The organism is Falsirhodobacter sp. 1013, from assembly GCF_051195255.1.
GTDB lineage: Bacteria > Pseudomonadota > Alphaproteobacteria > Rhodobacterales > Rhodobacteraceae > Falsirhodobacter.
This window is the reverse complement of record NZ_JBNJLK010000004.1, coordinates 61,257-84,723: the sequence shown is the minus strand read 5'-3', so window position 1 is coordinate 84,723 and position 23,467 is coordinate 61,257. Positions and strand designations below refer to the sequence as shown.

The following is a 23,467-nucleotide window of genomic DNA, read 5'->3' as shown; positions in this document are numbered from 1 at the left end:
GGGCAGGGCAACGCATGGAACAACAGTATCTCGACCTCATGCGGCAGGTTCTGGAGCATGGGGACGAACGGATCGACCGAACAGGCGTGGGCACGCGGTCGCTGTTCGGGGCCCTGTTGCGCTTCGACCTGTCCAGGGGACAGGTGCCGATCCTGACCACGAAGCGCGTCTACTGGAAGCTGGCGGTGCGGGAGATGCTGTGGTTCCTGACCGGCGGCACCAACATCCGCTCGCTTCTGGAACAGAACGTCCGCATCTGGACGGATTGGCCGCTGGCCGCCTATCGCCGCGCCACGGGCGATGACATTGACCAGCGTGTGTTCGAGGACCGGATCGTCGCCGATGCCGATTTCGCCGCGCAGTGGGGCGAACTCGGCCCCGTCTATGGCAAGCAGTGGCGTCGATGGACGGGTCCCGACGGGCGCGAACACGACCAGATCGCGACCCTGCTGGACACGCTGAAGACCAACCCCGCCAGCCGCCGCATGCTGTTCCACGCCTGGAACGTGGCCGAGGTGGGGCAGATGGCCTTGCCGCCCTGCCACATGGTGTATCAATACCACGTCACGTCGGATGGGCGGCTGAACGGGTTGCTGTATCAACGCTCCTGCGACCTGCTGCTGGGCCTGCCGTTCAACCTGACGGGGGCGGCCGCGTTGCAGCTGATGCTGGCCCAACAAGCGGGGTTGCGTCCGGGGGAGCTGGTCTGGACCGGCGGCGACGTGCACCTTTATTCGAACCACCTCGATCAGGCCCGGACGCAACTGGCCCGCGACCCGCGCCCGCTGCCCAGCATGACCCTGCGCAACGCCGGAAGCCTCGACGCCTATCGGATCGAGGATTTCGAACTGTCGGGCTATGACCCCCATCCCCCCATCGCAGCCGAGGTGGCCGTCTGATGCTGACCCTGATCGCCGCCCGCGCCCGGAACGGCGCCATCGGAAAGAACAACACGATCCCATGGGACGCGCCGGAGGACATGAAGTTCTTCATGCGCGAAACCCTGGGCGGGGCCGTCATCATGGGCCGGAAGACGTGGGAAAGCCTGCCGAAGTCGCCCTTGCCGCGCCGGATGAACATCGTCGTCACCTCCCGCTCGTTTGAAGGGGAGGCCGAAACCTCCATTTTGGAGAACGCGCCCGATCTGGCGCGGGCCGCGGGCTATGCCCGGATCTACGGCGTCGGCGGCCAGCGCATCTATGAGGATCTGCTTCCCATCGCCGACCGCCTGCTGGTGACGGAGGTCGATGTGGACGTCCCTGACGCCGATGCCTTCTTCCCGGCTTTCGACATGGATGAATGGCGCTGCATCTCCCGCCTCCCGCTGCGCAGCGAGGGGCCGGCCTGCACCGTGCACGAATACCTGCGCCGTTAAGGCGCCGGGTTCAGGTGGGTGATCCCCACCGCCGCCGCCCGCGCCAGCGCGGGGTCGAGCGACATTGGAATATACTCCCCCCGCCGCCACAGCCCACCCTGATCGTCATAAAAGCGCGACAGCGGATGCCCCGACTGGCCCGTGGACGTGATGAAGACCGAGCTGTCGGGATCGGCAAAGTCGTAGACCCCGCGATAGCCCGCGCCATGCACGTTCTGGAACGGGTCCTTGCCGTAGCCCTTCGTCACGCCGCGGTTCAGCGTGTCATCCCCGCCCGAGGTCGATTGCCGGATGTTCACCAGATAACGCAGCACCGGCAGCGACCCCAGAACCGGATCGTCGTGCGTTGCCTGATGCGCGTCGCCCCAGCGCCAGCTTTCCAGGTTCTTGCCATATTTCTCGGACAGCCAGATCAACGCGGCGTCCAGCGACTCGCGCACGATGTCCGTGCACGTTTCCTTCGGGGCGGATTGCGCCACGTCGCACCAGACCCCCGCGCCATCCGTGTTGCGGAACACGCGGTCCAGAAATACCGGATCGGCGCGCGCGAATTCATCCGCCATGGGGCCAAGCTCGTCCCGGATCAGCCGGTCCTGCACGGCGACCAGCCACGCCTCGGCGATCAGCGGCTCGGGCATGTGCTCGTTCATCTCGCCGTTCCAGTTGGCCAGCATTTCCAGCGCGCGCTGGCGCAGGCGTTCGGGGGTGCCATCGGGGGCGGGGTCGCCGGTGAACCACAGATCGGCGCCCATCAGGGGCAGGATCTCTCGCATGGTGGGGCTGACGGTGTCCTGCTGCGCCTCAATGAAGCTTTCGCGGGTGTGCACCTCGCGCGCGTCCATCAGGGTCAGCCAGCGGCGGATGCGCTGCGTGTCGCCCCAGTCGAAGCTGACATGGTCGGGGAAGGGACGATCGACCGTCTTGTTGTTGGTGTTGCCCAGGATGCCGGAGGGTGGCGCCACCGTGCGCGGGTTGCTGTCATAGGGGGCGGTGCCCTTCCAGCGGTTCAGGGGGTCCCAGCCCGGCGTGGGCATCCGCGCCTGCGCCTGCATGGTGGCGTCCCGCAGGGGTATCGCGCCCACGGTCTGCATCGCGATGCCGTCGCGGTCGGCCAGCATCAGGTTCTGGGCCGGGGCCACGAACTGGCGGCCGGCCTCCATCGCGTCGGCCACGGTGGCGGACATCATCAGGTGCAGGGCCGCCGTCATCGACGTGTCGGCACCGGACAGGCCGGTCCAGGACAGGGACATGACATGCCCCGGCGGCGTGATCGTGCCCACATCCCATTGCGAACCGGGCAGCACCGGACCGTTGTCCGTCCAGCGCAGGGTCACCGTTTCGGGCGCCGCGTCCTTGATCTGGATGATCGAGCGTTCCGTGCGGAACGGCTTCCACCCTTCGGGCGTGCGATACTGATCGGTCTGATCCGGGTTCACCTGTTCCAGATGCAGGTCCTGATCGTCCACATATGCGGTCGTCAGGCCCCAGCCCAACCCGTCCGACCGGCCCGAAAGGATCAGCGGCAGGCCGGGAATGGTGCCGCCGATGACGCCACCCGAATGCAGTTGCAGCCGCGCCAGATACCAGATGGTCGGGGCCGTGAAGGGCAAATGCGGATCGTTCGCCAGCAGGGACCCGCCCGCCGCCGAACGCGCCGGTGCGGCCGCCCAGGCGTTCGACGCGCCGGCAAAGGCGCGGGCCTTGAAGGGCGACAGCGGATCCTGCGCCACGCGGATCGGGTGGTAGTCGGGACCCACGCCCGGGGCGAGGTCAGAATAATGCGGCAGCGCCATCACCGCCTGGCCCGGATCGTCGGGCAGGATGTCGTGCAGCCGGTTGTCGGGCAGGATCAGCGACATGCGCGCCCGCAGCACCTCATCCGACGCCTTGGACGTCATCTGCAGCGCCAGCAGCTTCAGGATCGCGATGCTGTCCGCCGGCTGCCAGGCCGCGATCTCGTTGGAGAAGAGGAAGAACTGCGGCGCGCCCCGCCCGCGGGCCTTTGCGTTGACCTGTTGGATCCAGTCGTTGACCCCTTGGGCATAGGCCCGAAGCGCGGCTTGCGTCACCTCGTCCTGCGCCGAGACCGATTGCTGCGCCAAGCCGTACAGGTCCAGCCGCCGCATCATCGCGTCCGTGGCCACGGTGCGCTTGCCAAAAATCTCGGACAGGCGGCCCTGGGCGGTGCGGCGCATCAGCGTCATCTGCCACAAACGGTCCTGCGCATGGGCGAAACCAAGGGCGCGGAACACGTCCTCGTCCGTCTGGCCGAAGATGTGGGGCACGTCGTTGGAATTGCGGACAATCTCCACCGGGCCGCTCAGCCCCTGCAGCGTGAAATCCTCGGCATAATCGGGGAGGGAGCGGGACAGGAACCAGTACCCCACCGCCAGCGCCGCCAATCCCAGGATGACAAGGCCCGTGAAGATACGGAAAAGCCAGCGGAACGTGCGGATCATCGAACTCTCGCGAATGAAAGAGGCTGCTTGGTAGTCGATCCCCGGCCGCGTCGCAACCGACGTGGCGGAGCTGGCGAGAGAAGGTGATCTTCCGCGTGAACGGGGCCCGACGGCCCCGCGTCAGGGAATGATGCGGGTGTACTTGGTGCCGGCCACGGTTGCCCCGGCGATCAGACCGGACTGGCCATAGACCAGCGCCACCACGGGCGTGATCTCGGTCGTGTCCTTGCCAAGGCTGGCGCCCTGATCCGGCACGGCATAACGCACATCGGCGCCCGCCACCCAGCCCGAGGAGGCGCGGAACTGCGACAACGCGTCCGGCGTCATGAAGAACAGGGCGTGGGCGTATTGCTGCGCCCCGATCTGGAACCCGACCGACGCCTTCGCGGCCGAATAGTAGTCGACCGTCACCCCGTTGATCCGCAGCGCGCCGCGCCCGTAGGCGCCGCCCACGCCGAAGCCCGCTTCGGTGATCAGCGGCATGAACAGCACGCCCGAGGAGCGTTCGGCCAGTTCGCGCGTTCCGGGGAACTGCTGGTACAGATAGTCCCGCGCCACATCCACCCGGGCGTCGATCATGGAGCCCCCGGCGCTGTTCACACCGTTGGAGCAGGCCACCAGACCCATGGTGGCGCCCAGCCCGACCAGCAATGCACGACGATCCATATCCTGTCCCTTTCTCCTAACCCTTTACGGGAATTGGCGGAAGCCTAGCCCATCGGGCCGGCCCTGTCACCGCCGGTCAGATCCCGCGGGCCAGTTTCCGCGCGACCTCGGGGGCGAAATACGTGAGAATGCCGTCGCATCCCGCGCGCTTGAAGGCCATCAGGCTTTCCAGCATCACGGCGTCCCCGTCCAGCCAGCCGTTCTGCGCGGCGGCCTTCAGCATCGCGTATTCGCCCGACACCTGATAGGCGTAGGTCGGAACCCCGAACTCCTCTTTCACGCGGCGGCAGATGTCGAGGTAGGGCATGCCGGGCTTGACCATGACGCTGTCGGCGCCTTCGGTCAGGTCGCGGTGCACAAGGCGCAGCGCCTCGTCGCTGTTGGCGGGGTTCATCTGGTAGGTCTTCTTGTCGCCTTTCAGCGTCGCGCTTGCCCCCACCGCGTCCCGGAACGGCCCATAGAAGGCCGAGGCGTATTTGGCGGAATAGGACATGATCGCGGTCGTTTTGTGGCCCGCGGCCTCCAGCGCCAGGCGCATCACGCCGATGCGACCGTCCATCATGTCCGACGGGCCGATGATGTCGGCACCACTTTCGGCCTGCGCCAGCGCCATCTTTACCAGCGCCTCGACGGACTCGTCGTTCAGCACGACGCCGTCCTTCATCAGGCCATCCTGCCCATGCGCGCTGTAGGGGTCCAGCGCCACGTCGGTCATGATCGCGATGTGCGGCACCTCGGCCTTGATGGCGCGGATGGCGCGGTTGGTCAGGTTGTCGGGGTTCCACGCTTCCTCGCACGTTTCGCTGCGAAGGGAGGGGTCGGTGTAGGGGAACAGGCAGACGGCGGGGATGCCCATCTCTGCCGCGTCGGCAACGGCGGCGACCAGCTGGTCCACGGACCGGCGGAACACGCCGGGCATGGAGGCGACTTCCGTTTCCTGCCCGGTGCCGTCCTGGATGAAGACCGGCCAGATCAGGTCGTTCACCGTCAGGACATTTTCCTGTGTCAGCCGGCGCAGGGCGTCGGAACTGCGGTTGCGGCGGAAGCGGGTGGCAGGATATGTGGCCTGGATCGGTCGCATGGCGGTCCTTTCGGGGGCAAAAGCCGGCCAGCAGAAGCGGTCGGAACGGTTTTTTCTTGTCCTGCCATGGAAAAGCCGCCCTCTCAAGGCTAGGACCGGAACAAAGGTTGGGGAACACGCCAAGTTGCAGTGGTACGAGCTTGTTTTTTCCGCGATCAGCCTGCGCTCCTTTTCGGTGCTGTGGTTCTGGATCGCGCTGGCGGGGTTCTGGACGATCGTGACGCGGAACGTCATGGGCGTGCCGCAGGACGTGATCCTGAACGCCCGCACCGACGCCCGCGCGGCCGAGGAGATGCTGTGGCTGACCCGTTTCCACGTCCGGCGCAAGCTGGCGATGCCGGCCGGCTTGCGCGTGGCGCTGGTGGCCGTGGTGGCCTTCGTGCTGTCGGGGCTTCTGGCCTTGGCCCTTGCGGGGCTGGATGCGGCGCAGGCCCTGTTCCTGATGGGCGCCCCCTGGGCCCTGATCGAGGCGCTGCGCCTACGCCTCGCCCATCGCCTTGCCGCCGAGGCACCGGACGCCGAGACCCTTGCCAACCGCCTGATCTGGCATAGGATCATGGTCCAAGCCATTGCGACGACGGCTATTTTCATAACATTGATCTGGGGCGTCTGGCGCGTTCTCAGCCTGTCGATCTAGGGGAAAAACCATGGCGGACCGTATCATCCTGGGCGGGGCGCCCGAAGGTTTTGACGCCCGCCTTCTGGCGAAGGAGGTGGCGCGCGGCGCGCCGGTCATCCACGTTGCGCGCGACGACAAGCGGCTGGAGGCGATGCGCATAGCCTTGTCCGTTCTTGCCCCCGAGGTGGCGGTGCTGGAGCTTCCGGCCTGGGATTGCCTTCCTTATGACCGCGTGTCCCCGAACCCGCTGATCGCCGCGCGCCGGATGGCCACGCTGGCGGCGCTGGCGCAGGGGCTTCCGGGCGCTTTCGTGCTGCTGACCACGCTGAACGCCGCCACGCAGAAGGTGCCGACCCGTGAAACGCTGGCGGCTGCCAGCTTCTCGGCCCGCGTGGGGGACCGGATCAACGAAGGGCGGCTGCGCGATTATCTGGGGCGCATGGGCTATTCCCCCGTGACCACGGTGGCGGAGCCGGGGGATTTCGCGATCCGCGGCGGCATCATCGACATCTATCCGCCGGAGTCCGAGCCTGTCCGGCTGGACCTGTTCGGCGACACGCTGGACGGGTTGCGCCACTTCGACCCGGAAACGCAGCGGTCCACCGAAAAGCTGTCGGTGCTGGATCTGGCCCCGGTGTCGGAGGTGATGCTGGACGAAAGCGCCATTACCCGCTTCCGCCAGAACTACCGCGTGGAATTCGGTGCGGGCGGCGCGAACGATCCCTTGTACGAAGCCGTCAGCGCGGGCCGCAAGCATCAGGGGATGGAGCATTGGCTGCCCTTCTTCCACGAGCGGTTGGAAACGCTGTTCGACTACATCCCCTCGGCCTCGGTAATGCTGGACGACCAGATCACGGCGGCGCGCCTGTCGCGGTGGGAAGGCATCGCCGACCAGTATGACGCCCGGCGCGAGGCTTTGGGCCAGAAGAACCGCGTCGATACCGTTTATAAGCCCGTTGCGCCCGAAGGTCTGTATCTGGACGATGCGGCGTGGGAGGCCGCCCTGGCCTCGCACCGCGTGGTGCAACTGTCGCCGCTGGCGCAGGCACCGGGACCGGGGGTTCTGGACGCGGGCGGTCGCATCGGGCGCAACTTCGCTCCTGAACGTCAGCAAGAGAATGTGAGCCTGTTCGCCGCCCTTGCCGATCACATCAAGACGTTGCGCAAGGATCATCAGGTCGTGGTGGCCAGCTGGTCCGAAGGCGCGCGGGAACGTTTGAAGGGGTTGCTGGAAGATCAGGACGCAACCGCCGCCAACGTAACGGATTTCCGGCAGGTCAAGGACGGAAAGGGCGGGCTGTTCCTGATGGTCTGGCCGCTGGAGGCGGGGTTCGTCGCGCCCGGCCTTGCCGTGATCTCGGAACAGGATGTGCTGGGCGACCGGCTGGTCGGCAAGCCGCGCAAGAAGCGCAAGGCCGACAACTTCCTGCGCGAGGTGGACACCCTGTCCCCGGGCGATCTGGTCGTGCATGTGGAACATGGCGTCGGCCGCTACATGGGCCTCGAAACCCTGCGCGTGCCCCAGCCGCCGCGCAACCAGCCGGGCCCGCCGCACGATTACCTCCACCTCGTCTATGCCGAGGATGCGAAGCTTTACCTGCCGGTGGAGAACATCGAGCTTCTGTCCCGCTACGGGCATGAGGAAGGCCTTCTGGACAAGCTGGGCGGCGGCGCCTGGCAGGCCAAGAAAGCCCGCCTGAAGGAACGCATCCGCGAGATTGCGGACCGCCTGATGCGGATCGCGGCCGAACGCCACCTGCGCCACGCCCCCATCCTGGAAGCCCCGCACCAGATGTGGGAAGCGTTTTCGGCCCGCTTCCCGTATCAGGAAACCGACGATCAGCTGGCGGCCATCGCCGATGTCGTTTCGGATCTGGAAGCCGGCCGGCCGATGGACCGGCTGGTCGTGGGCGATGTGGGCTTCGGCAAGACCGAGGTGGCTATGCGCGCGGCCTTTGTCGCCGCCATGGCCGGCATGCAGGTGGCCGTCATCTGCCCGACGACGCTTCTGGCCCGTCAGCATTTCCGCAGCTTTGCCGAACGCTTCCGCGGCTTCCCCTTCAAGGTGCGTCAGCTGTCCCGTTTCGTTCCGGCAAAGGAAGCGTCGGAAACCCGCGCCGGTCTGGCCGATGGCACCGTGGACATCTGCATCGGCACCCACGCGCTGCTGGCCAAGGGGGTGCGGATCAAGAACCTCGGCCTGCTCGTCATCGATGAGGAGCAGCATTTCGGCGTGTCCCACAAGGAACGCCTGAAGGAGATGCGGTCCGAGGTGCACGTCCTGACCCTGACCGCGACGCCGATCCCGCGCACGCTGCAACTGTCGCTGACGGGGGTGCGCGACCTGTCGATCATCGCGACGCCGCCGGTGGACCGTCTGGCCATCCGCACCTACGTGTCCGAGTTCGACACCGTGACGGTGCGCGAGGCGCTGCTGCGCGAACGCTATCGCGGCGGGCAAAGCTTCTTCGTCGTGCCCCGCATTTCCGACCTGCCCGAGATCGAGGAGTTCCTGCGCGAGCATGTGCCCGAGGTCACCTTCATCGTTGCGAATGGTCAACTGGCCGCCGGCGATCTGGACGAACGGATGAACAACTTCTACGACGGGAAGTACGATGTGCTGCTGGCCACCACGATCGTGGAATCCGGTCTGGACATCCCGACGGCCAACACGATGATCGTGCACCGCGCCGACATGTTCGGCCTGTCGCAGCTTTATCAGATCCGTGGACGGGTGGGCCGGTCGAAGACACGGGCCTATTGCTACCTGATGACGAAGCCGCGCAGCCCGCTGACACCGCAGGCGCAGAAACGGCTGCGCCTTCTGGGCAGTCTCGACAATCTGGGGGCGGGGTTCAATCTTGCCTCGCACGATCTGGATCTGCGGGGGGCGGGCAACCTTCTGGGCGACGAACAGTCGGGTCATATCAAGGAAGTCGGGTACGAGCTGTACCAGAACATGCTGGAGGAGACGATCCAGAAGATCCGTTCGGGCGAGATCGGCGGATTGACCGAGATGGACGACCAGTGGGCGCCTCAGATCAGCATCGGCGTGCCGGTGCTGATCCCCGAGGAATACATCCCTGACCTCGACATCCGCCTTGGCCTGTATCGCCGCCTGTCCGGGCTGACCACGAAGGTGGAGATGGAAGGCTTCGCCGCAGAGCTGATCGACCGGTTCGGCGAGTTGCCGCGCGAGGTGAACACGCTGATGCTGGTGGTGCGCATCAAGGCCATGTGCAAGCGAGCGGGAATCTCGCGTCTGGACGCCGGTCCGCGGGGGGCGACGATCCAGTTCCACAACGACAAGTTCGCCAACCCGGCGGGCCTCGTGGATTTCGTGAAGGCGCAGCCGGAGGCGAAGGTCGTGGGCAACAAGATCGCCGTGGCCGCCGAGTGGAAGACCGAGGGCGACCGGATCCGGGGCGCTTTCGGCCTTGCCCGGGATCTGGCCGAGAAGGTGGTGAAACCGAAGCGTCAGTGACGCTTTGGCAAGCTCAGCATCAGAAGAAGCGACGCGGAGGAATAGATTGCGATGCCGGTGGCCAGCGGCACGTTCGTGCCGTCGAACGCCTGACCGACCGGCGTGGCCAGCGCCACGCCCATGACGGTGGACAAGCAGCCGATCACCGACGCGCCAAGCCCCGCCAGATGGCCCAGCGGTTCCAGCGCCAGGGCGTTCAGGTTCCCCATGCTGAGGCCGAGCATTCCGAACATCGTCATCGTCCACAGGATCTGGGCCGGAAAGGCCAGCGCCTCTGGCATAAGGCCGGTGCCGTTCAGCACCGCCATCAGGGTGGAGAACACGACCTGTGCGCCGATCACCGTGGTGATCAGCGTCCGCATCCCCACCGTCATCACCAGCCGCGCGTTCACGAAGCTGGACACGCCCGCCACCAGCGCGATGACGGCAAACCACATCGGGAAGGTGTCGGCCGCCCCGAACCGCGTTTCGAAGATCGGCTGGATCGAGGAGATGGTCGCGAACATGCAGCCTACGATGAAGCCCTGCACGACCATGGAGGTGAGCACGAGACGGTTGCGCAGGATCTCGGCCATGCCCTTTGAAAGACTCGACACCTTCAACGGCCGGCGGTTGGTCACGGGCAGCGTTTCCGGCTGCCGGATGTAAAGCCAGCTGCCCGCCATGATCGCCAGGACGGCAAAGGCGATGAACAGGGCGCGCCAGTCGAACAGCGCGATGATGCCGCTGCCGATCATGGGCGCCATGGCCGGCACGATCGTGAAGACCATCATGATGAAGCTGACGACGCGCGCCATTTCGCGCCCGACATGCAGGTCGCGGACCATGGCGATGGCCACGACGCGGGGCCCGGCGGCGCCCAGGCCTTGGATGACGCGGCCCACCAGCATCCACTCCAGCGTGTCGGCCTGCCAGCCGATCAGCGCGCCAAGGCAGAAGACGCCCACGCAGCCCAGCATCACCGGCTTGCGTCCCAGCGCGTCCGAGATCGGGCCGACGATCAGCGTGCCGAAGCCCATGCCCAGAACGAACATCGTCACGATCAGCTGGACGTGGTTCGGGGCCTCGGGGGTCAGCTCTTCGGTCATGACCGGGAAGGCCGGCAGCATGGAGTCGATGGAGAAGGCGATCGTGGCCATCATCGCCGCCACGAGGGCGATGAATTCCAACGGTCCGGTGGAACGCACGCGGCTCATGTCGTTTCCAATTGCTTGAGGATGTCGTCGATGATCTGTTGCCAGGTGGCGGTCGATTGCGCGCCGGCAAGCACGAATTGACGGTCGACCAAAAAAGTCGGCACGGCCGTCACGCCTTTTTCCCGCGCGTCGAGGTCGCGGGCCATCAGGTCGTCCCGATCGCCGTCGGTGGACAGAAGGCGCCCCACCAGTGCCCCGTCCATCCCGCAGGCCGAGGCGATGGCGGAGAGCACGTCCGATTGACCGATATCGGCGCCGTCCTGGAAGTAGGCGCGGAACAGGGCGTCCACGACGCGGTTCTGCGCGCCTTCGATGCCGGCCCAGTGGATCAGGCGGTGGGCGTCCAGCGTGTCGGGAACGCGCGTGGCCTTGCCCATGTCCATCCGCACGCCCGCCTCGTCCGCGACGGCCTGGACCCTTGCCATGGCCTCGGCGACGCTGCGGCGGTCACCGAATTTCGCTTCAAGATAGGGGGCGCGTTCGACCCCTTCGGGGGGCAGGTCCGTGTTCAGGCGGAAGGGGTGCCATTCCACGCGGAAGGGGTGAAGCGGACGGCTTTCCAATGCGCGATCCAGAAAGGTCTTGCCGATGTAGCACCATGGGCAGACGGGATCGGAAAACACGTCCAGCGGGATCGTTGCCGGAGTCATGAGGGTTCCTGATGTGGAAGCACGCCCGGTCGAAGATGACATGGACGCGACACTCTTATGCGCCGCGTCCGGTGGATTGGCCAGAGGGCCGAGGTGAATTTTTGACGACAGTCAGCCGCCGCGCACCGGATCGTCTGTCACATTGTCGTCGCCGAACTTGCGGTCGTCGTCCGACGCATCCTCGCCCGGAGAGACATAGAGCTCGCTGTCGAGGATGGACTGGTTGTCGTGCTGTTCGTCCATGTGCACGTCCGAGGGGACGGCGCCTTCCAGCCATTCCTCGATCTGCTGGGCCACGTCATCGGGCTCTTCGCCCGTCAGTTCGATCAGCCGTTGCTGGAAGGTCTGGCGGTCGCCCTCGACGTCGATCAGGTCGTCCTCGCTCAGCACCGGCCAAGTGTCCAGAAGCGATTCATGAAAGGCTTCCCAGTTCTGTTCCACAGTGCGCCAGCGCATCCGACAATCCTCCGTTCTGCGATCAGGGGGAAAACGCGGTCAATGCGGCGCGGTTCCGTTGTCCTGCCACCATGTGTCGGGCTGGAAGCCCGGCCAGTCGCCGTAAAGGGGCAGGCGGTCCGGATGATGGAAGCCGCGGCGATAGGCGATGCGCGACACCTTGGCGTACCAGAACGGGATGACGTAGCGGCCGGTCATCAGCAGCCGGTCCAGCGCGCGGGTCGCGTTCCGGAAATCGGCCGGCGTCTGGGACCGCACCAGCGCCGTGACCATCGCGTCGATGGCCGGAGAGGCGGCGCCCATCAGGTTGCGCGATCCCGGCTGCATCGCCCCGGCGGACCCCCAGTAGAGCATCTGCTCGTTCCCGGGCGAAAGGGAGAAGCTTCGAAGGATGCTGGTCATGTCGAAGTCGAAATTCGTCACGCGTTCGTTGTATTGCGCGGGATCGACGGTGGTCACCCGCGCCTCGATCCCGAGGCTGCGCAGCGACTGCACATAGATGTCGGCCACGGTCGCGGTTTCGCCCGCGCCCTGCGGAAGCAGGATCTCGAACCGGAAGGGCTGGCCGCCGCGCATCAGGATTCCGTTCTCCACCTCCCATCCCGCTTCGCGCAACAACTCCATCGCGCGGCGCAGACGGGTGCGGCGGGGCATGTCGGACGGGGGCAGCGCATAGGCGTCCAGCGCGTCCGGGGGAATGCTGTCGGCATAGGGGGCGAGCAGTTTGGCAACCCCCGCCGGGGCGGAACCATCCTCCATCGCCAGATCGGAATTGTCGAAATAGCTGCCGATCCGCGGCTCTACCCCGCCGGTGACGATCTGGTTGATCTTGTCGAAGTCGAAGGCGAGGATCATCGCCTCGCGTACGTGCCAGTTGTCGAAGATCGGGCCGCGCGTGTTCATGACCAGCCCGTTCATCCCCGACGGGCGGCGGTGGGGGATCTCCTCCAGCACCACGTCGCCCGATTGGACGGCGGGGAAAGAGAAGTTGGTCAGCCAGCGCGCGGGGTTCGGCTCCCTCCAGATCGAAAGCCCGCCGGCCTTGAACGTTTCGAACACCACACCCGTGTCGGCGTAATATTCAGTCCGCAGGGTGTCGAAGTTGTAGAGGCCCTGGTTGAACGGCAGGTCCTTGCCCCACCAGTCGGGGTTCCGGCGATAGGTGACGGAACGGTTCGGGCTGAAGCTTTCCACGACATACGGCCCCGAACCGATTGGCGCGTCGGACGATTCGGCAAAATCCTTCCCCTCATACTGCGCCTTCTCCAGAACCGGGCGCAGACCGAGGATCAGGGGCATCTCGCGGTCGGGTTCGGTGAAGGTGAAACGAACGGATCGGGGGCCCGTCTGCACCACCGACCGCACCTTGTGCCACGCCCCGATGTATCGCGGCTGACCCTTCTCGGCCAAGGTGCGGAAGGACCAGATCACGTCCTCCACTGTGACCGGATTGCCATTCGAAAATCGCGCTTCGGGCCGCAGGGTGAATTCCACCCATGTCCGGTCGGGGTCGGTTTCGACGGTTTCGGCCAGCAAGCCGTAGAGCGTGAAGGGCTCGTCGATGGAGCGGGCCATCAACGTCTCCACCGTCCACGGGCCCAAGAAAAACGGCGCGCGCCCCTTCAAGATATAGGGATTGAGCGAGTCGAAGCCGCCCGATTCTCCCATCACCATAGTGCCGCCCTTGGGGGCGTCCGGATTGGCGTAGGGCAGGCGGGAAAAGTCTGTGGGAAGCGCGGGTTCACCATACATGGCGATGCCGTGTGACTTTTCCGCCACTACCTGTGTCGGCAAAAAAGCGAGGGCCGTTAGCAGCAAAACCTTAACGAATTGTTGTTTCATGCCCCGTCTGCCTGTTCAGCGTTTGCAGATGGCCGCCACCTTAAGTGCTGGTTGTGCCATTTCAAACTTTTAACTTGGCCAAGCGAATGCAGGGGGGTATAAAGACCTCACTGCTCGATAGGTTTCTTGCCTGTATGAAACCTGCCTCACCTGAACGCCGGCTTCGTGCCGGCGTCTTTTTTTTGCCGTTGCGCCGGGCAGTAGAGAATTGGGCGAAGCGGGGCAACCCCGCTTCTGGCCGTTCAGCGCAGACGGGCGATTTCCGTCGCGATTTCCGCAGCAAGCCGCGCATTGTTCAGAACCAACTCGATATTCGATCGCAAGGAACGGCCTTCGGTCAGCGTGAAGATGCGGTCCAGCAGGAAGGGCGTCACCTCCTTGGCGGCGATGCCCTGCGCCTCGGCATCGCGCAGGGCGGCCTCGACGGCGGGGCCGATCTCCTCCTGCGGGATCTCGTGTTCGGCGGGGATGGGGTTGGCGATCAGCTGGCCGCCCGGCAGGCCCAGAAGGCCGCGCATCACGTGGGCGTTCGCGATCTGGGCGGCCGTGTCCATCCGCAGCGGGGCCTTCAGACCGGACTGGCGCGACCAGAAGGCCGGAAGTTCGTCCTGGCCATAGGCAATGACGGGAACGCCCATCGTTTCCAGCACCTCGAACGTCTTGGGCAGGTCGAGGATGGCCTTGGCCCCGGCCGCCACGACCGTCACCGCCGTCTGCCCCAGCTCCGGCAGGTCTGCCGAGATGTCGAAGCTCGTTTCCGCGCCGCGATGCACGCCGCCGATGCCGCCGGTCGCAAAGACGTCGATGCCCGCCAGTTGCGCGCAGATCATCGTCGCGGCCACCGTGGTGGCGCCCACGCGGCCGCTGGTGATCCCCACGGCCAGATCGGCGCGGGACAGCTTCATCGCGTCCGGGGTCTGGCCCAGGATCTCCAGATCCTCGTCATCCAGGCCGATATGGATCGCGCCGTTCATGATGGCGATGGTGGCGGGCACGGCGCCTCCGGCGCGGATCGTGTCCTCCACCGCGCGCGCCATCTCCACGTTCTGGGGATAGGGCATGCCGTGGGTGATGATCGTGCTTTCCAGCGCGACGACGGGCGTGCCATTGGCCAGCGCTTCCTCGACCGAGGACTGGAGGATGAGGGGCAGGGTCATGCGATATCTCCGGAAACATGATCGGCGGCGGCGCGAAGGGCGGCGCGCAGGGCGTTCGGACGGCTGGCGCCGCCCCGTTCGGCCACAAGATGCGCGGCCATGAAGGTATCGCCCGCACCTGTCACCCGGGTGACAAGGACGGGCGGCGGAAGATCGGTGATGACGCCGGCCCCGGCGCGCCCCTCGGCGCAGGCGCGGCCCCCGTCCGTCACCAGCACGCGGGCGGCGCCACGGGCGAGCAGGGCCTCCGCAGCGTCGGCGGCGGTGGCGGCGGGCGCCTTGGACAGGATGTTCGCTTCTTCAAGGTTCACGTAGATCGTGGCGTTGGGGCAGGTCAGCAGCGGCAGCAGCCGTTCGGCCTTTCCGGGGCTGGCCGGGGCCACGCGCAGGTCCGCCTTCGCGAACAGGGGAGAAGACGCGATCTCGGCCAGCAGTTGTTCGGTCAGGTTGCCGTCCAGCGCGATGGGGCCTTCCCAGCCGGCCAGGGCGCCCGTCAGCGGCCGCAGGATCTTGTCGCCCGCCGCTTCCAGCGAATGGGCGTCGGCGATGGCGGCGATCAGGCCGTTGGCCCCTTCCACCGCCATGTAGCGGTCCGTCGGCAGATCGTCGGAGCGGTAGATATGGTCCGTCACCATGCCCAGCCGCGCGCAGTCGGCGACCAGTTCATCCCCTTCGGCGTCCCGCCCGACCGCCGTCAGCAAGGCGGGCGTCAGGCCGAAGCGGCGCAAGGTGATGGCGATGTTCATCGCGACCCCGCCGGGGATGCGCGTGATGCGGCCCGGCACGTCGGAGCCGAGCCGCATGGCCGAGGGCGAACGCCCGATGATGTCCCATAGGACCGAGCCGATGCAAAGAATGTCTGTCATTCCCCGCTTTTCCTTCAGGCACGCGCGCCGCGCAAGGGGTTGCGGACGGTCCCGGTGCAGGTTATACGCGCGGCACTTCACAGGCGAAGCTTGGGCTGATCGGGGAGACATCCCGAAAGGTCCGCCGGTTGGGAGAGATCCCTCAAGGTTTTGCCGAGGCGTAAACCGGAAAAGGACATGGACATGGCGCTCCCCGATTTCTCGATGCGTCAGCTGCTTGAAGCTGGCGTTCACTACGGTCACCAAACCGCTCGCTGGAACCCCAAGATGGGCGAGTTCATCTATGGCGACCGCAACGGCATCCACATCATCGACCTGACGCAAACCGTCCCGATGCTGGACAAGGCGCTGCAAGTCGTCCGCGACACCGTCGCCAAGGGCGGCCGCGTGCTGTTCGTCGGCACGAAGCGCCAGGCGCAGAAGCCCGTCGCCGACGCGGCCGAGCGTTGCGCACAGCACTACATGAACCACCGCTGGCTGGGCGGCACGCTCACCAACTGGAAAACCGTGTCCAACTCCATCCAGCGCCTGAAGCAACTGGACGAGCTGATGGCGAACGGTGCCGAAGGCCTCACGAAGAAAGAGCGCCTGAACATGGAGCGCGAGCAGTCCAAGCTGCAAGCCTCGCTGGGCGGCATCCGTGACATGGGCGGCGTTCCGGACCTGCTGTTCGTGATCGACGTGAACAAGGAAGACCTCGCCATCCTGGAAGCCAAGAAGCTGGGCATTCCGGTCGTCGCGATCGTCGACACCAACGCGTCCCCCAAGGGCGTGGACTACGTGATCCCAGGCAACGACGACGCGGCCCGCGCGATCGGCCTCTATTGCGATCTGGTCGCCCGTGCGGCGCTGGACGGCATGACCGCCCAGATGGGCGCAGCCGGCATCGACCTGGGAGAGCTGGAAACCGCTCCCGAGGAAGAGGCCGTCGAAGAGGCGTAAGCCTGTCGTCTGACCGTTACCCGGCGGGTTTACACCCGTCGGGATTTCCAATCGAATATCGAGGAGAGCCACGATGGCAATCACCGCACAGATGGTGAAGGAACTGCGCGAGTCGACCGGCGCAGGGATGATGGACGCCAAGAAGGCGCTGACGGAAAACAACGGCGACATGGAAGCCTCCGTTGACTGGCTGCGCACCAAGGGTCTGGCCAAGGCTGCCAAGAAATCCGGTCGCGTGGCGGCCGAAGGTCTGGTGGGCGTCGCCGTGTCCGGCGGCAAGGGCGTCGCGGTCGAGGTGAACTCCGAAACCGACTTCGTGGCCAAGAACGCCGACTTCCAGAAGCTGGTGTCCGGCATCACCGCCACGGCGCTGACCGTGTCGGACGTGGACGCGCTGAAATCGGCCGACCTGAACGGCAAGCCGGTCGAAACGGTGCTGAACGAAGCCATCGCCGTCATCGGCGAGAACATGACCCTGCGCCGGATGGCCGTCGTGGAAGGTGACACCGTGGCGTCCTACGTCCACACCGCCGCCGCCGACGGCATGGGCCGCATCGGCGTGCTGGTGGCCGTGAAGGGCGCCGACAACGGCATCGCCAAGCAGATCGCCATGCACGTCGCCGCGACCAACCCGGCCTCGCTGTCGGAAGCCGATCTGGATCCCGCGCTGGTGGAGCGTGAGAAGAACGTCCTGACCGAGCAGGCGCGCGAGTCGGGCAAGCCCGAAGCCGTGATCGAGAAGATGATCGTCGGCCGCATGGCGAAGTACTTCGAGGAAGTCACGCTGCTGGGTCAGAAGTTCGTGCTGAACCCCGACATTACCGTGGCCCAGGCCGCGAAGGATGCGGGCGTCGAGGTCGTGGGCTTCGTGCGCATGGCCGTCGGTGAAGGCATCGAAAAGGAAAAAGAAGATTTCGCCGCCGAAGTCGCCAAGACGCTGGCCGGCTGATTTCTTCCGGAAACCTCGTGAAACGCCGCCCCCCGGGCGGCGTTTTGCTTTGGCGCGCCCCTTGACCTTCCCGGCCGGTGGTCTCTTATTGACGCGAACCGACTGAAGGAGGCCAAGATGGCATTCACGCTCCCCGATCTTCCCTATGCCCACGACGCGCTTGCCGATCTGGGCATGTCGAAGGAAACGCTCGAATTCCACCATGACATTCACCACAAGGCCTATGTCGACAACGGCAACAAGCTGATCGCCGGCACCGAGTGGGAAAACGCGTCGCTGGAAGACGTTGTCCGCGGCACCTATAAGCCGGACGCCGTGGCGCAATCGGGCATCTTCAACAACGCCTCGCAGCACTGGAACCACAACCTGTTCTGGGAGATCATGGGCCCCGGTCCGAAAACGATCCCGTCCGAGCTGGAAAAGGCGCTGACCGAAAGCTTCGGTTCGGTCGAGAAGTTCAAGGAAGAGTTCGCGGCCGCCGGCGCCGGACAGTTCGGTTCGGGCTGGGCCTGGCTCGTGAAGGACGCCTCGGGCGCGCTGAAGATCACCAAGACGGAAAACGGGGTGAACCCGCTCTGCTTTGATCAGACCGCGCTGCTGGGCTGCGACGTGTGGGAGCACAGCTACTACATCGATTTCCGCAACAAGCGTCCGGCCTACCTCACCAACTTCCTGGACAAGCTGGTGAACTGGGAAGCCGTCGCGGCCCGCATGTAAGCACCAAATGGCCCGCGTTCATCGCGGGCCATTTCATTCTGGAACATGCACTCCTTTCCCTTCGTTGCACCACCGAACGGCAAGAAGGAGAACGAGATGCAACGGCTGACCAACGGCACCTGGGTTGTGGTGGCAGATGGCGAAAAGGCCCTGTTCCTTGAGAACGAGGGCGACGCGCAATATCCCATCCTGCGCGTTCGCGCGGTGGAGACCCACGACAATCCGCCGGATCGAGAACAAAGCACCGACAAGGCCGGTCAACTCGGCAACCGTGCGGGTGGCACCGGCTCTGCGATCGAGGAGACGGATTATCATCAGCTGGAGCGGGATCGCTTTGCCCAGGATCTCGCCGAACGTCTGTACAAGATGTCGCAGAAGGGCCGCTTCGACCGGCTCGTGATCGTGGCGGCACCGCAAACCCTTGGCGTGCTCCGGTCCGAACTCCACAAGGAGGTTCAGGCCAAGATCGTGCAGGAGATTCCGAAGTCCCTGACATCCATGCCGATCGACAAGATCGAACAGGCGGTGCTGGCCGAGATGTCGGCCTAGCCCTTCAGGGCCTGCTCCAACTCCGGAACCGTGTCAGCCAGACGGACAAAGTCAAGCAAACCGGCTTCGGCAAACCCTTCCTGCACCGTGTGGTTCAGAACCTGCATGAGCGGATTCCAGTAACCCTCTGTATTCAGGAGGAAGATCGGCTTGCTGTGCAGGCCGATTTGACGCCAGGTCAGCACCTCGAAGAATTCGTCCAGTGATCCGGCGCCGCCTGGCAGCACCACGATCTTGTCCGAATTCATGTACATCACCGTCTTGCGCACATGCATGTTGTCGGTGACCACGAAATGCGTGACATCGCGCCGGCCCTGTTCGCGGGCCATTAGGTGTTCGGGAATGACGCCCAGCGTGTCCCCCGCCGCGGCACCCCGCGCGACTTCGCCCATCAGGCCCACATCCCCAGCGCCATACACCAGCCGCCAGCCGTTGCGGGCGATCATCTGGCCGGTTTCGGCGGCCGCGGTCATGTAGGAGGGGCGGTTGCCGGGGCGCGATCCGCAGAACACGCAGACAGACATTGAATAGCTCATGCTTCACCTTCTTTTTCGGTCCAGCCTACAACCGATGCCTTTGCGACGGCAAGGTGACCATCTGGCCATTTCCCGCCGCCAGCCGTATGAGATGGGCATGAGCACCGAGACCCCAAGCAGCGGCTGGCAGACCATCGCCCGCGTCCTTCCCTATCTTTGGCCCAAGGATCAGCCCTGGGTGCGCCGCCGTGTGGTGGGCGCGCTGCTGCTGCTGGTTCTGGCAAAGGTCATCTCCGTCTCCACGCCTGCCGTCTACAAGGCCGCTGTGGACGCCCTTGGGGGCGAGGCGTCGCCCATGGTTCTGGGCGCGGTCGGGCTTACGCTCGCCTATGGCCTGGCGCGGTTCGGGGCGCAGGCCTTCGGCGAGTTGCGCGATCTGGTCTTCGTGCGCGTGGGGCAGCGGGCGTTGCGTGCGCTCGCGCTGGAAACGTTCACGCACCTCCACCGCCTGAGCCTGCGGTATCACATCATGCGCCGGACCGGCACCCTGTCGCGGGTGATGGAACGGGGGGTGAAGGGCGTCGACTTCCTGCTGCGCTTCCTCCTCTTCTCCATCGGGCCGCTGATTCTGGAACTGGCGCTGGTTGCGATCATCTTCTGGGTCGTGTTCGGCTTTGCCTACATGGCGGTCGTGCTGCTGACGGTCGGCCTCTACATCGCGTTCACCCTGAAGGTGACGGAAATCCGCGTTCGCATCCGGCAGGAGATGAACGATTCCGACAACGACGCGAACCAGAAGGCCGTGGACAGCCTCCTGAACTTTGAGACGGTGAAGTATTTCGGCGCCGAAAGCCGCGAGGCCGGCCGCTACGACACGGCCATGTCGGGCTACGAACGGGCCGCCATCCGCACCGGGCAAAGCCTGTCGTTGCTGAACATGGGGCAGGGTGCGATCATCACGGCAGGTCTTGTGGCCGTCATGGTCATGGCCGCGCGCGGTGTCACGGCCGGCACGCTGACCGTGGGCGATTTCGTCATGGTCAACGCCTACATGATCCAGATCACCATGCCGCTCGGCTTTCTCGGCACCGTCTACCGCGAGATCCGGCAGGCGCTGGTCGACATGGGCCAGATGTTCGGCCTTCTGGGTCAACCGGCCGAGATTGAGGATCGTCCCGACGCCAAGAAGCTGCAGGTTGCAGGCGGCGCGGTGGAATTTGATGCCGTCGAATTCGGCTATGATCCGGCACGGCCCATCCTGCAGGGCCTGTCCTTCCGGGCGGAACCGGGGCAGACGATCGCGCTGGTCGGGCCCTCGGGCGCGGGCAAGTCGACCGTCGGGCGCCTGCTGTTCCGCTTCTATGACGTGACGGGCGGTGCGGTGCGGATCGACGGGCAGGATCTGCGCGACGTGACGCAGGACAGCCTGCACGACCAGATCGGCGTCGTGCCGCAGGACACGGTCCTGTTCAACGACACCATCCGCTACAACATCGCCTATGGTCGTCCTGATGCCGGGGAGGAGGCGATCTTCGCTGCCGCCCGCGCCGCGAAGATCCACGACTTCATCCTGTCCTTGCCGGACGGGTATGAAACAACGGTGGGGGAACGCGGGCTGAAGCTGTCGGGCGGGGAAAAGCAGCGCGTGGGCATCGCCCGCACCATCTTGAAGAACCCGCCGATCCTGCTTCTGGACGAGGCGACCTCGGCCCTGGACACGCAGACCGAACGGGACATCCAGGACAGCCTGCGCGAGATGTCGCAGGGCCGCACCGTGGTCACGATCGCGCACCGTCTGTCGACCATCGCCGACGCCGACCGCATCCTTGTCATGGAAGCGGGCCGCGTGGCCGAACATGGCCGGCACGAGGAGCTTCTGGCCCTTGGCGGCCGCTACGCGCGCCTTTGGGCGCACCAGTCCGCGGAAGAGGCGGACGCTCTTGGCAATCCGCGCTGAAACTGTGTAAGACGATGACAAAGGCAAGGGAGCGGTTTTCGTGAGCAACTCCGACAACTTCATGAGCGAGGTGGCCGACGAGCTGCGTCGTGAGCGTTTGTTCGGCGCGCTGAAGCGTTACGGTTGGGTGGCCGGTGTGATCGTGCTGGCCATCGCCGGCGGCGTGGCGTGGACGGGTTGGCAGCGGCAGGCGCATGAAACGTCGTCGCAGGCGCTTGGGGATGCCCTGATGGCCGCCCTTCAGGCCGACACGCCCGAGGCGCGGCGCACGGCGCTGGACGGGGTGACGGCCGAAGGCCCGCGCGAGGCGCTGGTCGGCCTCATCAAGGCCTCCGACCCGGATCAGGACCGCGCCGCCACGGTGGCCGCACTGGACAGCGTGATCGCCGACACCAGCCTTCCGGCCGCGTTCCATGATCTGGCCGTTCTGCGCAAGGCCGTGGTGGCCGGCGACAGCCTGTCGGTCGAGGAACGCCGCGCTCTTCTGCAACCCCTGACCGGGCCGGGCCAGCCCTATCGCCCACTGGCGCGGGAGCAGCTGGCCTATCTGGACATCGAGGCCGGCGACACGCAGGCTGCCATCGAAGGCCTGAAGGCGCTGCTGACGGATCAGCAAAGCCCGGCCGATCTTCGCCAGCGCGCGTCGCAGGTCATCACCGCCCTGGGCGGTTCCATCGCCGCCGGCTAGGAGGGTTTCCCCATGATGAAGACAACCACGGCTCTTGTCACGCTGGCCGCACTGGCCGTGGCCGGTTGCCAGCGGGAAGCCACCTTGCCCGGTCCCCGTTTCGACGTGCGCGCCCCGCTGGAGGCGAGCCTGTCGGGCGGCGCCGACACGACGGGGCTGACCACCAACCGCGCGGCACCCATCGCCCTTCCGGCCCAGCGGGCGGGAAGCTGGACGCATCGCGGCGGCAACGCCCAGCATCTTGCGGGCAATGGCGCCTTGTCGGCCACCCCGACCGAGGTGTGGTCGGTGCGGCTCGGCGACGGGAACGGAAATCGGCAGCGCATTGCCGCCGCGCCGGTTGCCGCCGGCAATCAGGTCTTTGCCATGGACGCGGACACGCGGGTGGCCTCGGTCTCGACCTCGGGGCAGCTTCAATGGACGACGCCGCTGCGTCCGTCCGGTGAAGGGTCCCAGATCTCGGGCGGCGGGCTCGCCTTCGGGGACGGGCGCCTGTTCGCGACGACGGGATATGGCGAGCTTGTGGCGCTCGACCCTGCCACGGGCGCGGTTCTGTGGCGGCAGGATCTGGGCGCGGCCGCGATCGGCGCGCCGACGGTGGAGGGCGGAACGGTTTATGCCGTGGCGCGTGACGGAACGGCTTGGGCCGTGGACGCCGGCACCGGCCGTGTGGACTGGACGGTTCTGGGCACGTCGGAAATCGGCGGCATGCTGGGGACAGGCTCCCCCGCCGTCGCGGGGGGTGAGGTGATCCTTCCCTTCGCCACGGGTGAGGTGATGGCCGTTCTGCGCCAGTCGGGTTCGCGCAGCTGGACCACCGCCGTGGCGGGACAGCGGCGTGGCCGCACCTATGCCCTGATGTCCGACATCACCGGCGATCCCGTGGTGGATGGCCAGCGCATCTATGTCGGCAACCAGGGCGGTCAGACCGTCGCGGTCGACCGGGGCACCGGCGAACGGATCTGGGCGGCGAAGGAAGGGGCTTACGGCCCCGTCGCGGTGGGCGGCAACTCGCTCTTCCTCGTGTCGGACGAGGCGCATCTGGTGCGTCTGGACGCCGCGACGGGCCAGACCATCTGGTCCGTGCCGATGCCGTATTACAAGGCAAAGAAGGTTCGCAAGCGTGCGGCGATCGTGGCGCATTACGGGCCGGTCATCGCGGGCGGGCGGGTCGTCGTGGCCTCGGCCGACGGGGTCCTGCGGATGTTCGATCCGATCAACGGCAACCTTGTGGGGACGCTGGATCTGGACGGCGGGGCTGCGGCGCAACCGGCGGTCGCGGGCGGCGCGATCTATGTGGTATCGACGGATGGTCGGATTCACGCTTTCCGCTGACGC

General features: G+C 66.0%; 21 protein-coding genes. 11 read left to right on the top strand and 10 right to left on the bottom strand.

The features are described from left to right. The first annotated feature begins 14 nt into the window (after positions 1 to 14). Positions 15 to 899, top strand: a complete 885-nt coding sequence (locus ACSHZY_RS08395) for a thymidylate synthase (protein ID WP_435168112.1) — start codon at positions 15 to 17, stop codon at positions 897 to 899. Then, positions 899 to 1,375 carry a dihydrofolate reductase gene (locus ACSHZY_RS08390; RefSeq protein WP_435168109.1) on the top strand — a complete coding sequence of 159 codons (477 nt, stop codon included), beginning with the start codon at positions 899 to 901 and terminating at the stop codon, positions 1,373 to 1,375. The genes ACSHZY_RS08395 and ACSHZY_RS08390 overlap by 1 nt, the downstream gene beginning before the upstream one ends. Here ACSHZY_RS08390 and ACSHZY_RS08385 read toward each other — a convergent pair. The 3 genes from ACSHZY_RS08385 to hemB all read right to left on the bottom strand — a co-directional run bounded on the left by ACSHZY_RS08385 (position 1,372) and on the right by hemB (position 5,581). Beyond that, entirely contained in the window at positions 1,372 to 3,834 is a 2,463-nt protein-coding gene (locus ACSHZY_RS08385) for a penicillin acylase family protein (protein WP_435168107.1), read from the bottom strand. The genes ACSHZY_RS08390 and ACSHZY_RS08385 overlap by 4 nt on opposite strands. A gap of 120 nt (positions 3,835 to 3,954) precedes the next feature. After that, entirely contained in the window at positions 3,955 to 4,500 is a 546-nt protein-coding gene (locus ACSHZY_RS08380; protein ID WP_435168105.1) for a YSC84-related protein, read from the bottom strand. A 76-nt stretch (positions 4,501 to 4,576) separates the two neighbouring features. Further along, a complete protein-coding gene (hemB, locus tag ACSHZY_RS08375) occupies positions 4,577 to 5,581 on the bottom strand; it encodes a porphobilinogen synthase (RefSeq protein ID WP_435168102.1) in 1,005 nt (334 codons plus the stop codon). 124 nt (positions 5,582 to 5,705) lie between these two features. Between hemB and ACSHZY_RS08370 the strand changes: the two genes are divergently transcribed. Beyond that, positions 5,706 to 6,218 carry a component of SufBCD complex gene (locus ACSHZY_RS08370; protein WP_435168099.1) on the top strand — a complete coding sequence of 171 codons (513 nt, stop codon included), beginning with the start codon at positions 5,706 to 5,708 and terminating at the stop codon, positions 6,216 to 6,218. A gap of 10 nt (positions 6,219 to 6,228) precedes the next feature. Further along, a complete protein-coding gene (mfd, locus tag ACSHZY_RS08365; RefSeq protein ID WP_435168097.1) occupies positions 6,229 to 9,684 on the top strand; it encodes a transcription-repair coupling factor in 3,456 nt (1,151 codons plus the stop codon). Here mfd and ACSHZY_RS08360 read toward each other — a convergent pair. The 6 genes from ACSHZY_RS08360 to ACSHZY_RS08335 all read right to left on the bottom strand — a co-directional run bounded on the left by ACSHZY_RS08360 (position 9,678) and on the right by ACSHZY_RS08335 (position 15,851). Then, positions 9,678 to 10,880 (bottom strand): multidrug effflux MFS transporter, encoded by a 1,203-nt coding sequence (locus ACSHZY_RS08360; protein ID WP_435168094.1) that lies wholly within the window; start codon positions 10,878 to 10,880, stop codon positions 9,678 to 9,680. The two genes, mfd and ACSHZY_RS08360, sit on opposite strands and share 7 nt — an antisense overlap. Further along, positions 10,877 to 11,530, bottom strand: a complete 654-nt coding sequence (locus ACSHZY_RS08355) for a DsbA family oxidoreductase (RefSeq protein WP_435168091.1) — start codon at positions 11,528 to 11,530, stop codon at positions 10,877 to 10,879. The genes ACSHZY_RS08360 and ACSHZY_RS08355 overlap by 4 nt, the downstream gene beginning before the upstream one ends. 111 nt (positions 11,531 to 11,641) lie before the next feature. Then, positions 11,642 to 11,986 carry a hypothetical protein gene (locus ACSHZY_RS08350; protein WP_435168088.1) on the bottom strand — a complete coding sequence of 115 codons (345 nt, stop codon included), beginning with the start codon at positions 11,984 to 11,986 and terminating at the stop codon, positions 11,642 to 11,644. A gap of 39 nt (positions 11,987 to 12,025) precedes the next feature. Beyond that, positions 12,026 to 13,738 carry an extracellular solute-binding protein gene (locus tag ACSHZY_RS08345; RefSeq protein WP_435168085.1) on the bottom strand — a complete coding sequence of 571 codons (1,713 nt, stop codon included), beginning with the start codon at positions 13,736 to 13,738 and terminating at the stop codon, positions 12,026 to 12,028. Between the two features lie 332 nt (positions 13,739 to 14,070). Beyond that, a complete protein-coding gene (locus ACSHZY_RS08340; protein WP_435168083.1) occupies positions 14,071 to 14,985 on the bottom strand; it encodes a pseudouridine-5'-phosphate glycosidase in 915 nt (304 codons plus the stop codon). Further along, on the bottom strand, positions 14,982 to 15,851 hold the full coding sequence (locus tag ACSHZY_RS08335; protein ID WP_435168080.1) for a PfkB family carbohydrate kinase: 870 nt from the start codon (positions 15,849 to 15,851) through the stop codon (positions 14,982 to 14,984). The genes ACSHZY_RS08340 and ACSHZY_RS08335 overlap by 4 nt, the downstream gene beginning before the upstream one ends. A gap of 177 nt (positions 15,852 to 16,028) precedes the next feature. Here ACSHZY_RS08335 and rpsB point away from each other — a divergent pair, with 177 nt between their 5' ends. The 4 genes from rpsB to ACSHZY_RS08315 all read left to right on the top strand — a co-directional run bounded on the left by rpsB (position 16,029) and on the right by ACSHZY_RS08315 (position 19,008). Next, positions 16,029 to 16,793, top strand: a complete 765-nt coding sequence (gene rpsB, locus ACSHZY_RS08330; RefSeq protein WP_271973949.1) for a 30S ribosomal protein S2 — start codon at positions 16,029 to 16,031, stop codon at positions 16,791 to 16,793. Between the two features lie 73 nt (positions 16,794 to 16,866). Continuing rightward, entirely contained in the window at positions 16,867 to 17,742 is an 876-nt protein-coding gene (tsf, locus tag ACSHZY_RS08325) for a translation elongation factor Ts (RefSeq protein ID WP_435168077.1), read from the top strand. 117 nt (positions 17,743 to 17,859) lie between these two features. Next, positions 17,860 to 18,459 (top strand): superoxide dismutase, encoded by a 600-nt coding sequence (locus tag ACSHZY_RS08320; RefSeq protein WP_435168074.1) that lies wholly within the window; start codon positions 17,860 to 17,862, stop codon positions 18,457 to 18,459. Between the two features lie 96 nt (positions 18,460 to 18,555). Further along, positions 18,556 to 19,008, top strand: a complete 453-nt coding sequence (locus tag ACSHZY_RS08315; protein WP_435168072.1) for a host attachment family protein — start codon at positions 18,556 to 18,558, stop codon at positions 19,006 to 19,008. Here ACSHZY_RS08315 and ACSHZY_RS08310 read toward each other — a convergent pair. Continuing rightward, positions 19,005 to 19,544: a TIGR00730 family Rossman fold protein gene (locus tag ACSHZY_RS08310; protein ID WP_435168069.1), complete on the bottom strand. Its 540-nt coding sequence runs from the start codon at positions 19,542 to 19,544 to the stop codon at positions 19,005 to 19,007. The two genes, ACSHZY_RS08315 and ACSHZY_RS08310, sit on opposite strands and share 4 nt — an antisense overlap. Before the next feature lie 97 nt (positions 19,545 to 19,641). On the opposite strand from ACSHZY_RS08310, the gene ACSHZY_RS08305 reads away from it, so the two are divergent. The 3 genes from ACSHZY_RS08305 to ACSHZY_RS08295 are packed head-to-tail and all read left to right on the top strand — an operon-like array spanning position 19,642 to position 23,464. Then, the gene (locus tag ACSHZY_RS08305) at positions 19,642 to 21,441 is read left to right on the top strand and encodes an ABCB family ABC transporter ATP-binding protein/permease (protein WP_435168067.1); all 1,800 of its coding nucleotides are present in this window, start codon (positions 19,642 to 19,644) and stop codon (positions 21,439 to 21,441) included. A 40-nt stretch (positions 21,442 to 21,481) separates the two neighbouring features. After that, the gene (locus tag ACSHZY_RS08300) at positions 21,482 to 22,129 is read left to right on the top strand and encodes a hypothetical protein (protein WP_435168064.1); all 648 of its coding nucleotides are present in this window, start codon (positions 21,482 to 21,484) and stop codon (positions 22,127 to 22,129) included. A gap of 12 nt (positions 22,130 to 22,141) precedes the next feature. Next, positions 22,142 to 23,464, top strand: coding sequence for a PQQ-binding-like beta-propeller repeat protein (locus ACSHZY_RS08295; protein WP_435168061.1), 1,323 nt, complete (start codon positions 22,142 to 22,144; stop codon positions 23,462 to 23,464). Positions 23,465 to 23,467: the final 3 nt, after the last annotated feature.

What these genes read in the sequence shown, in the direction of transcription:
- ACSHZY_RS08340 (WP_435168083.1), bottom strand. Translation starts at nt 14,985, where the DNA reads ATGACCCTGCCCCTCATCCTCCAGTCCTCGGTCGAGGAAGCGCTGGCC.
- ACSHZY_RS08380 (WP_435168105.1), bottom strand. Translation starts at nt 4,500, where the DNA reads ATGGATCGTCGTGCATTGCTGGTCGGGCTGGGCGCCACCATGGGTCTG.
- ACSHZY_RS08360 (WP_435168094.1), bottom strand. Translation starts at nt 10,880, where the DNA reads ATGAGCCGCGTGCGTTCCACCGGACCGTTGGAATTCATCGCCCTCGTG.
- mfd (WP_435168097.1), top strand. Translation starts at nt 6,229, where the DNA reads ATGGCGGACCGTATCATCCTGGGCGGGGCGCCCGAAGGTTTTGACGCC.
- ACSHZY_RS08315 (WP_435168072.1), top strand. Translation starts at nt 18,556, where the DNA reads ATGCAACGGCTGACCAACGGCACCTGGGTTGTGGTGGCAGATGGCGAA.
- ACSHZY_RS08305 (WP_435168067.1), top strand. Translation starts at nt 19,642, where the DNA reads ATGAGCACCGAGACCCCAAGCAGCGGCTGGCAGACCATCGCCCGCGTC.
- hemB (WP_435168102.1), bottom strand. Translation starts at nt 5,581, where the DNA reads ATGCGACCGATCCAGGCCACATATCCTGCCACCCGCTTCCGCCGCAAC.
- ACSHZY_RS08320 (WP_435168074.1), top strand. Translation starts at nt 17,860, where the DNA reads ATGGCATTCACGCTCCCCGATCTTCCCTATGCCCACGACGCGCTTGCC.
- ACSHZY_RS08295 (WP_435168061.1), top strand. Translation starts at nt 22,142, where the DNA reads ATGATGAAGACAACCACGGCTCTTGTCACGCTGGCCGCACTGGCCGTG.
- ACSHZY_RS08345 (WP_435168085.1), bottom strand. Translation starts at nt 13,738, where the DNA reads ATGTATGGTGAACCCGCGCTTCCCACAGACTTTTCCCGCCTGCCCTAC.
- ACSHZY_RS08350 (WP_435168088.1), bottom strand. Translation starts at nt 11,986, where the DNA reads ATGCGCTGGCGCACTGTGGAACAGAACTGGGAAGCCTTTCATGAATCG.
- tsf (WP_435168077.1), top strand. Translation starts at nt 16,867, where the DNA reads ATGGCAATCACCGCACAGATGGTGAAGGAACTGCGCGAGTCGACCGGC.
- ACSHZY_RS08390 (WP_435168109.1), top strand. Translation starts at nt 899, where the DNA reads ATGCTGACCCTGATCGCCGCCCGCGCCCGGAACGGCGCCATCGGAAAG.
- rpsB (WP_271973949.1), top strand. Translation starts at nt 16,029, where the DNA reads ATGGACATGGCGCTCCCCGATTTCTCGATGCGTCAGCTGCTTGAAGCT.
- ACSHZY_RS08385 (WP_435168107.1), bottom strand. Translation starts at nt 3,834, where the DNA reads ATGATCCGCACGTTCCGCTGGCTTTTCCGTATCTTCACGGGCCTTGTC.
- ACSHZY_RS08335 (WP_435168080.1), bottom strand. Translation starts at nt 15,851, where the DNA reads ATGACAGACATTCTTTGCATCGGCTCGGTCCTATGGGACATCATCGGG.
- ACSHZY_RS08355 (WP_435168091.1), bottom strand. Translation starts at nt 11,530, where the DNA reads ATGACTCCGGCAACGATCCCGCTGGACGTGTTTTCCGATCCCGTCTGC.
- ACSHZY_RS08310 (WP_435168069.1), bottom strand. Translation starts at nt 19,544, where the DNA reads ATGAGCTATTCAATGTCTGTCTGCGTGTTCTGCGGATCGCGCCCCGGC.
- ACSHZY_RS08395 (WP_435168112.1), top strand. Translation starts at nt 15, where the DNA reads ATGGAACAACAGTATCTCGACCTCATGCGGCAGGTTCTGGAGCATGGG.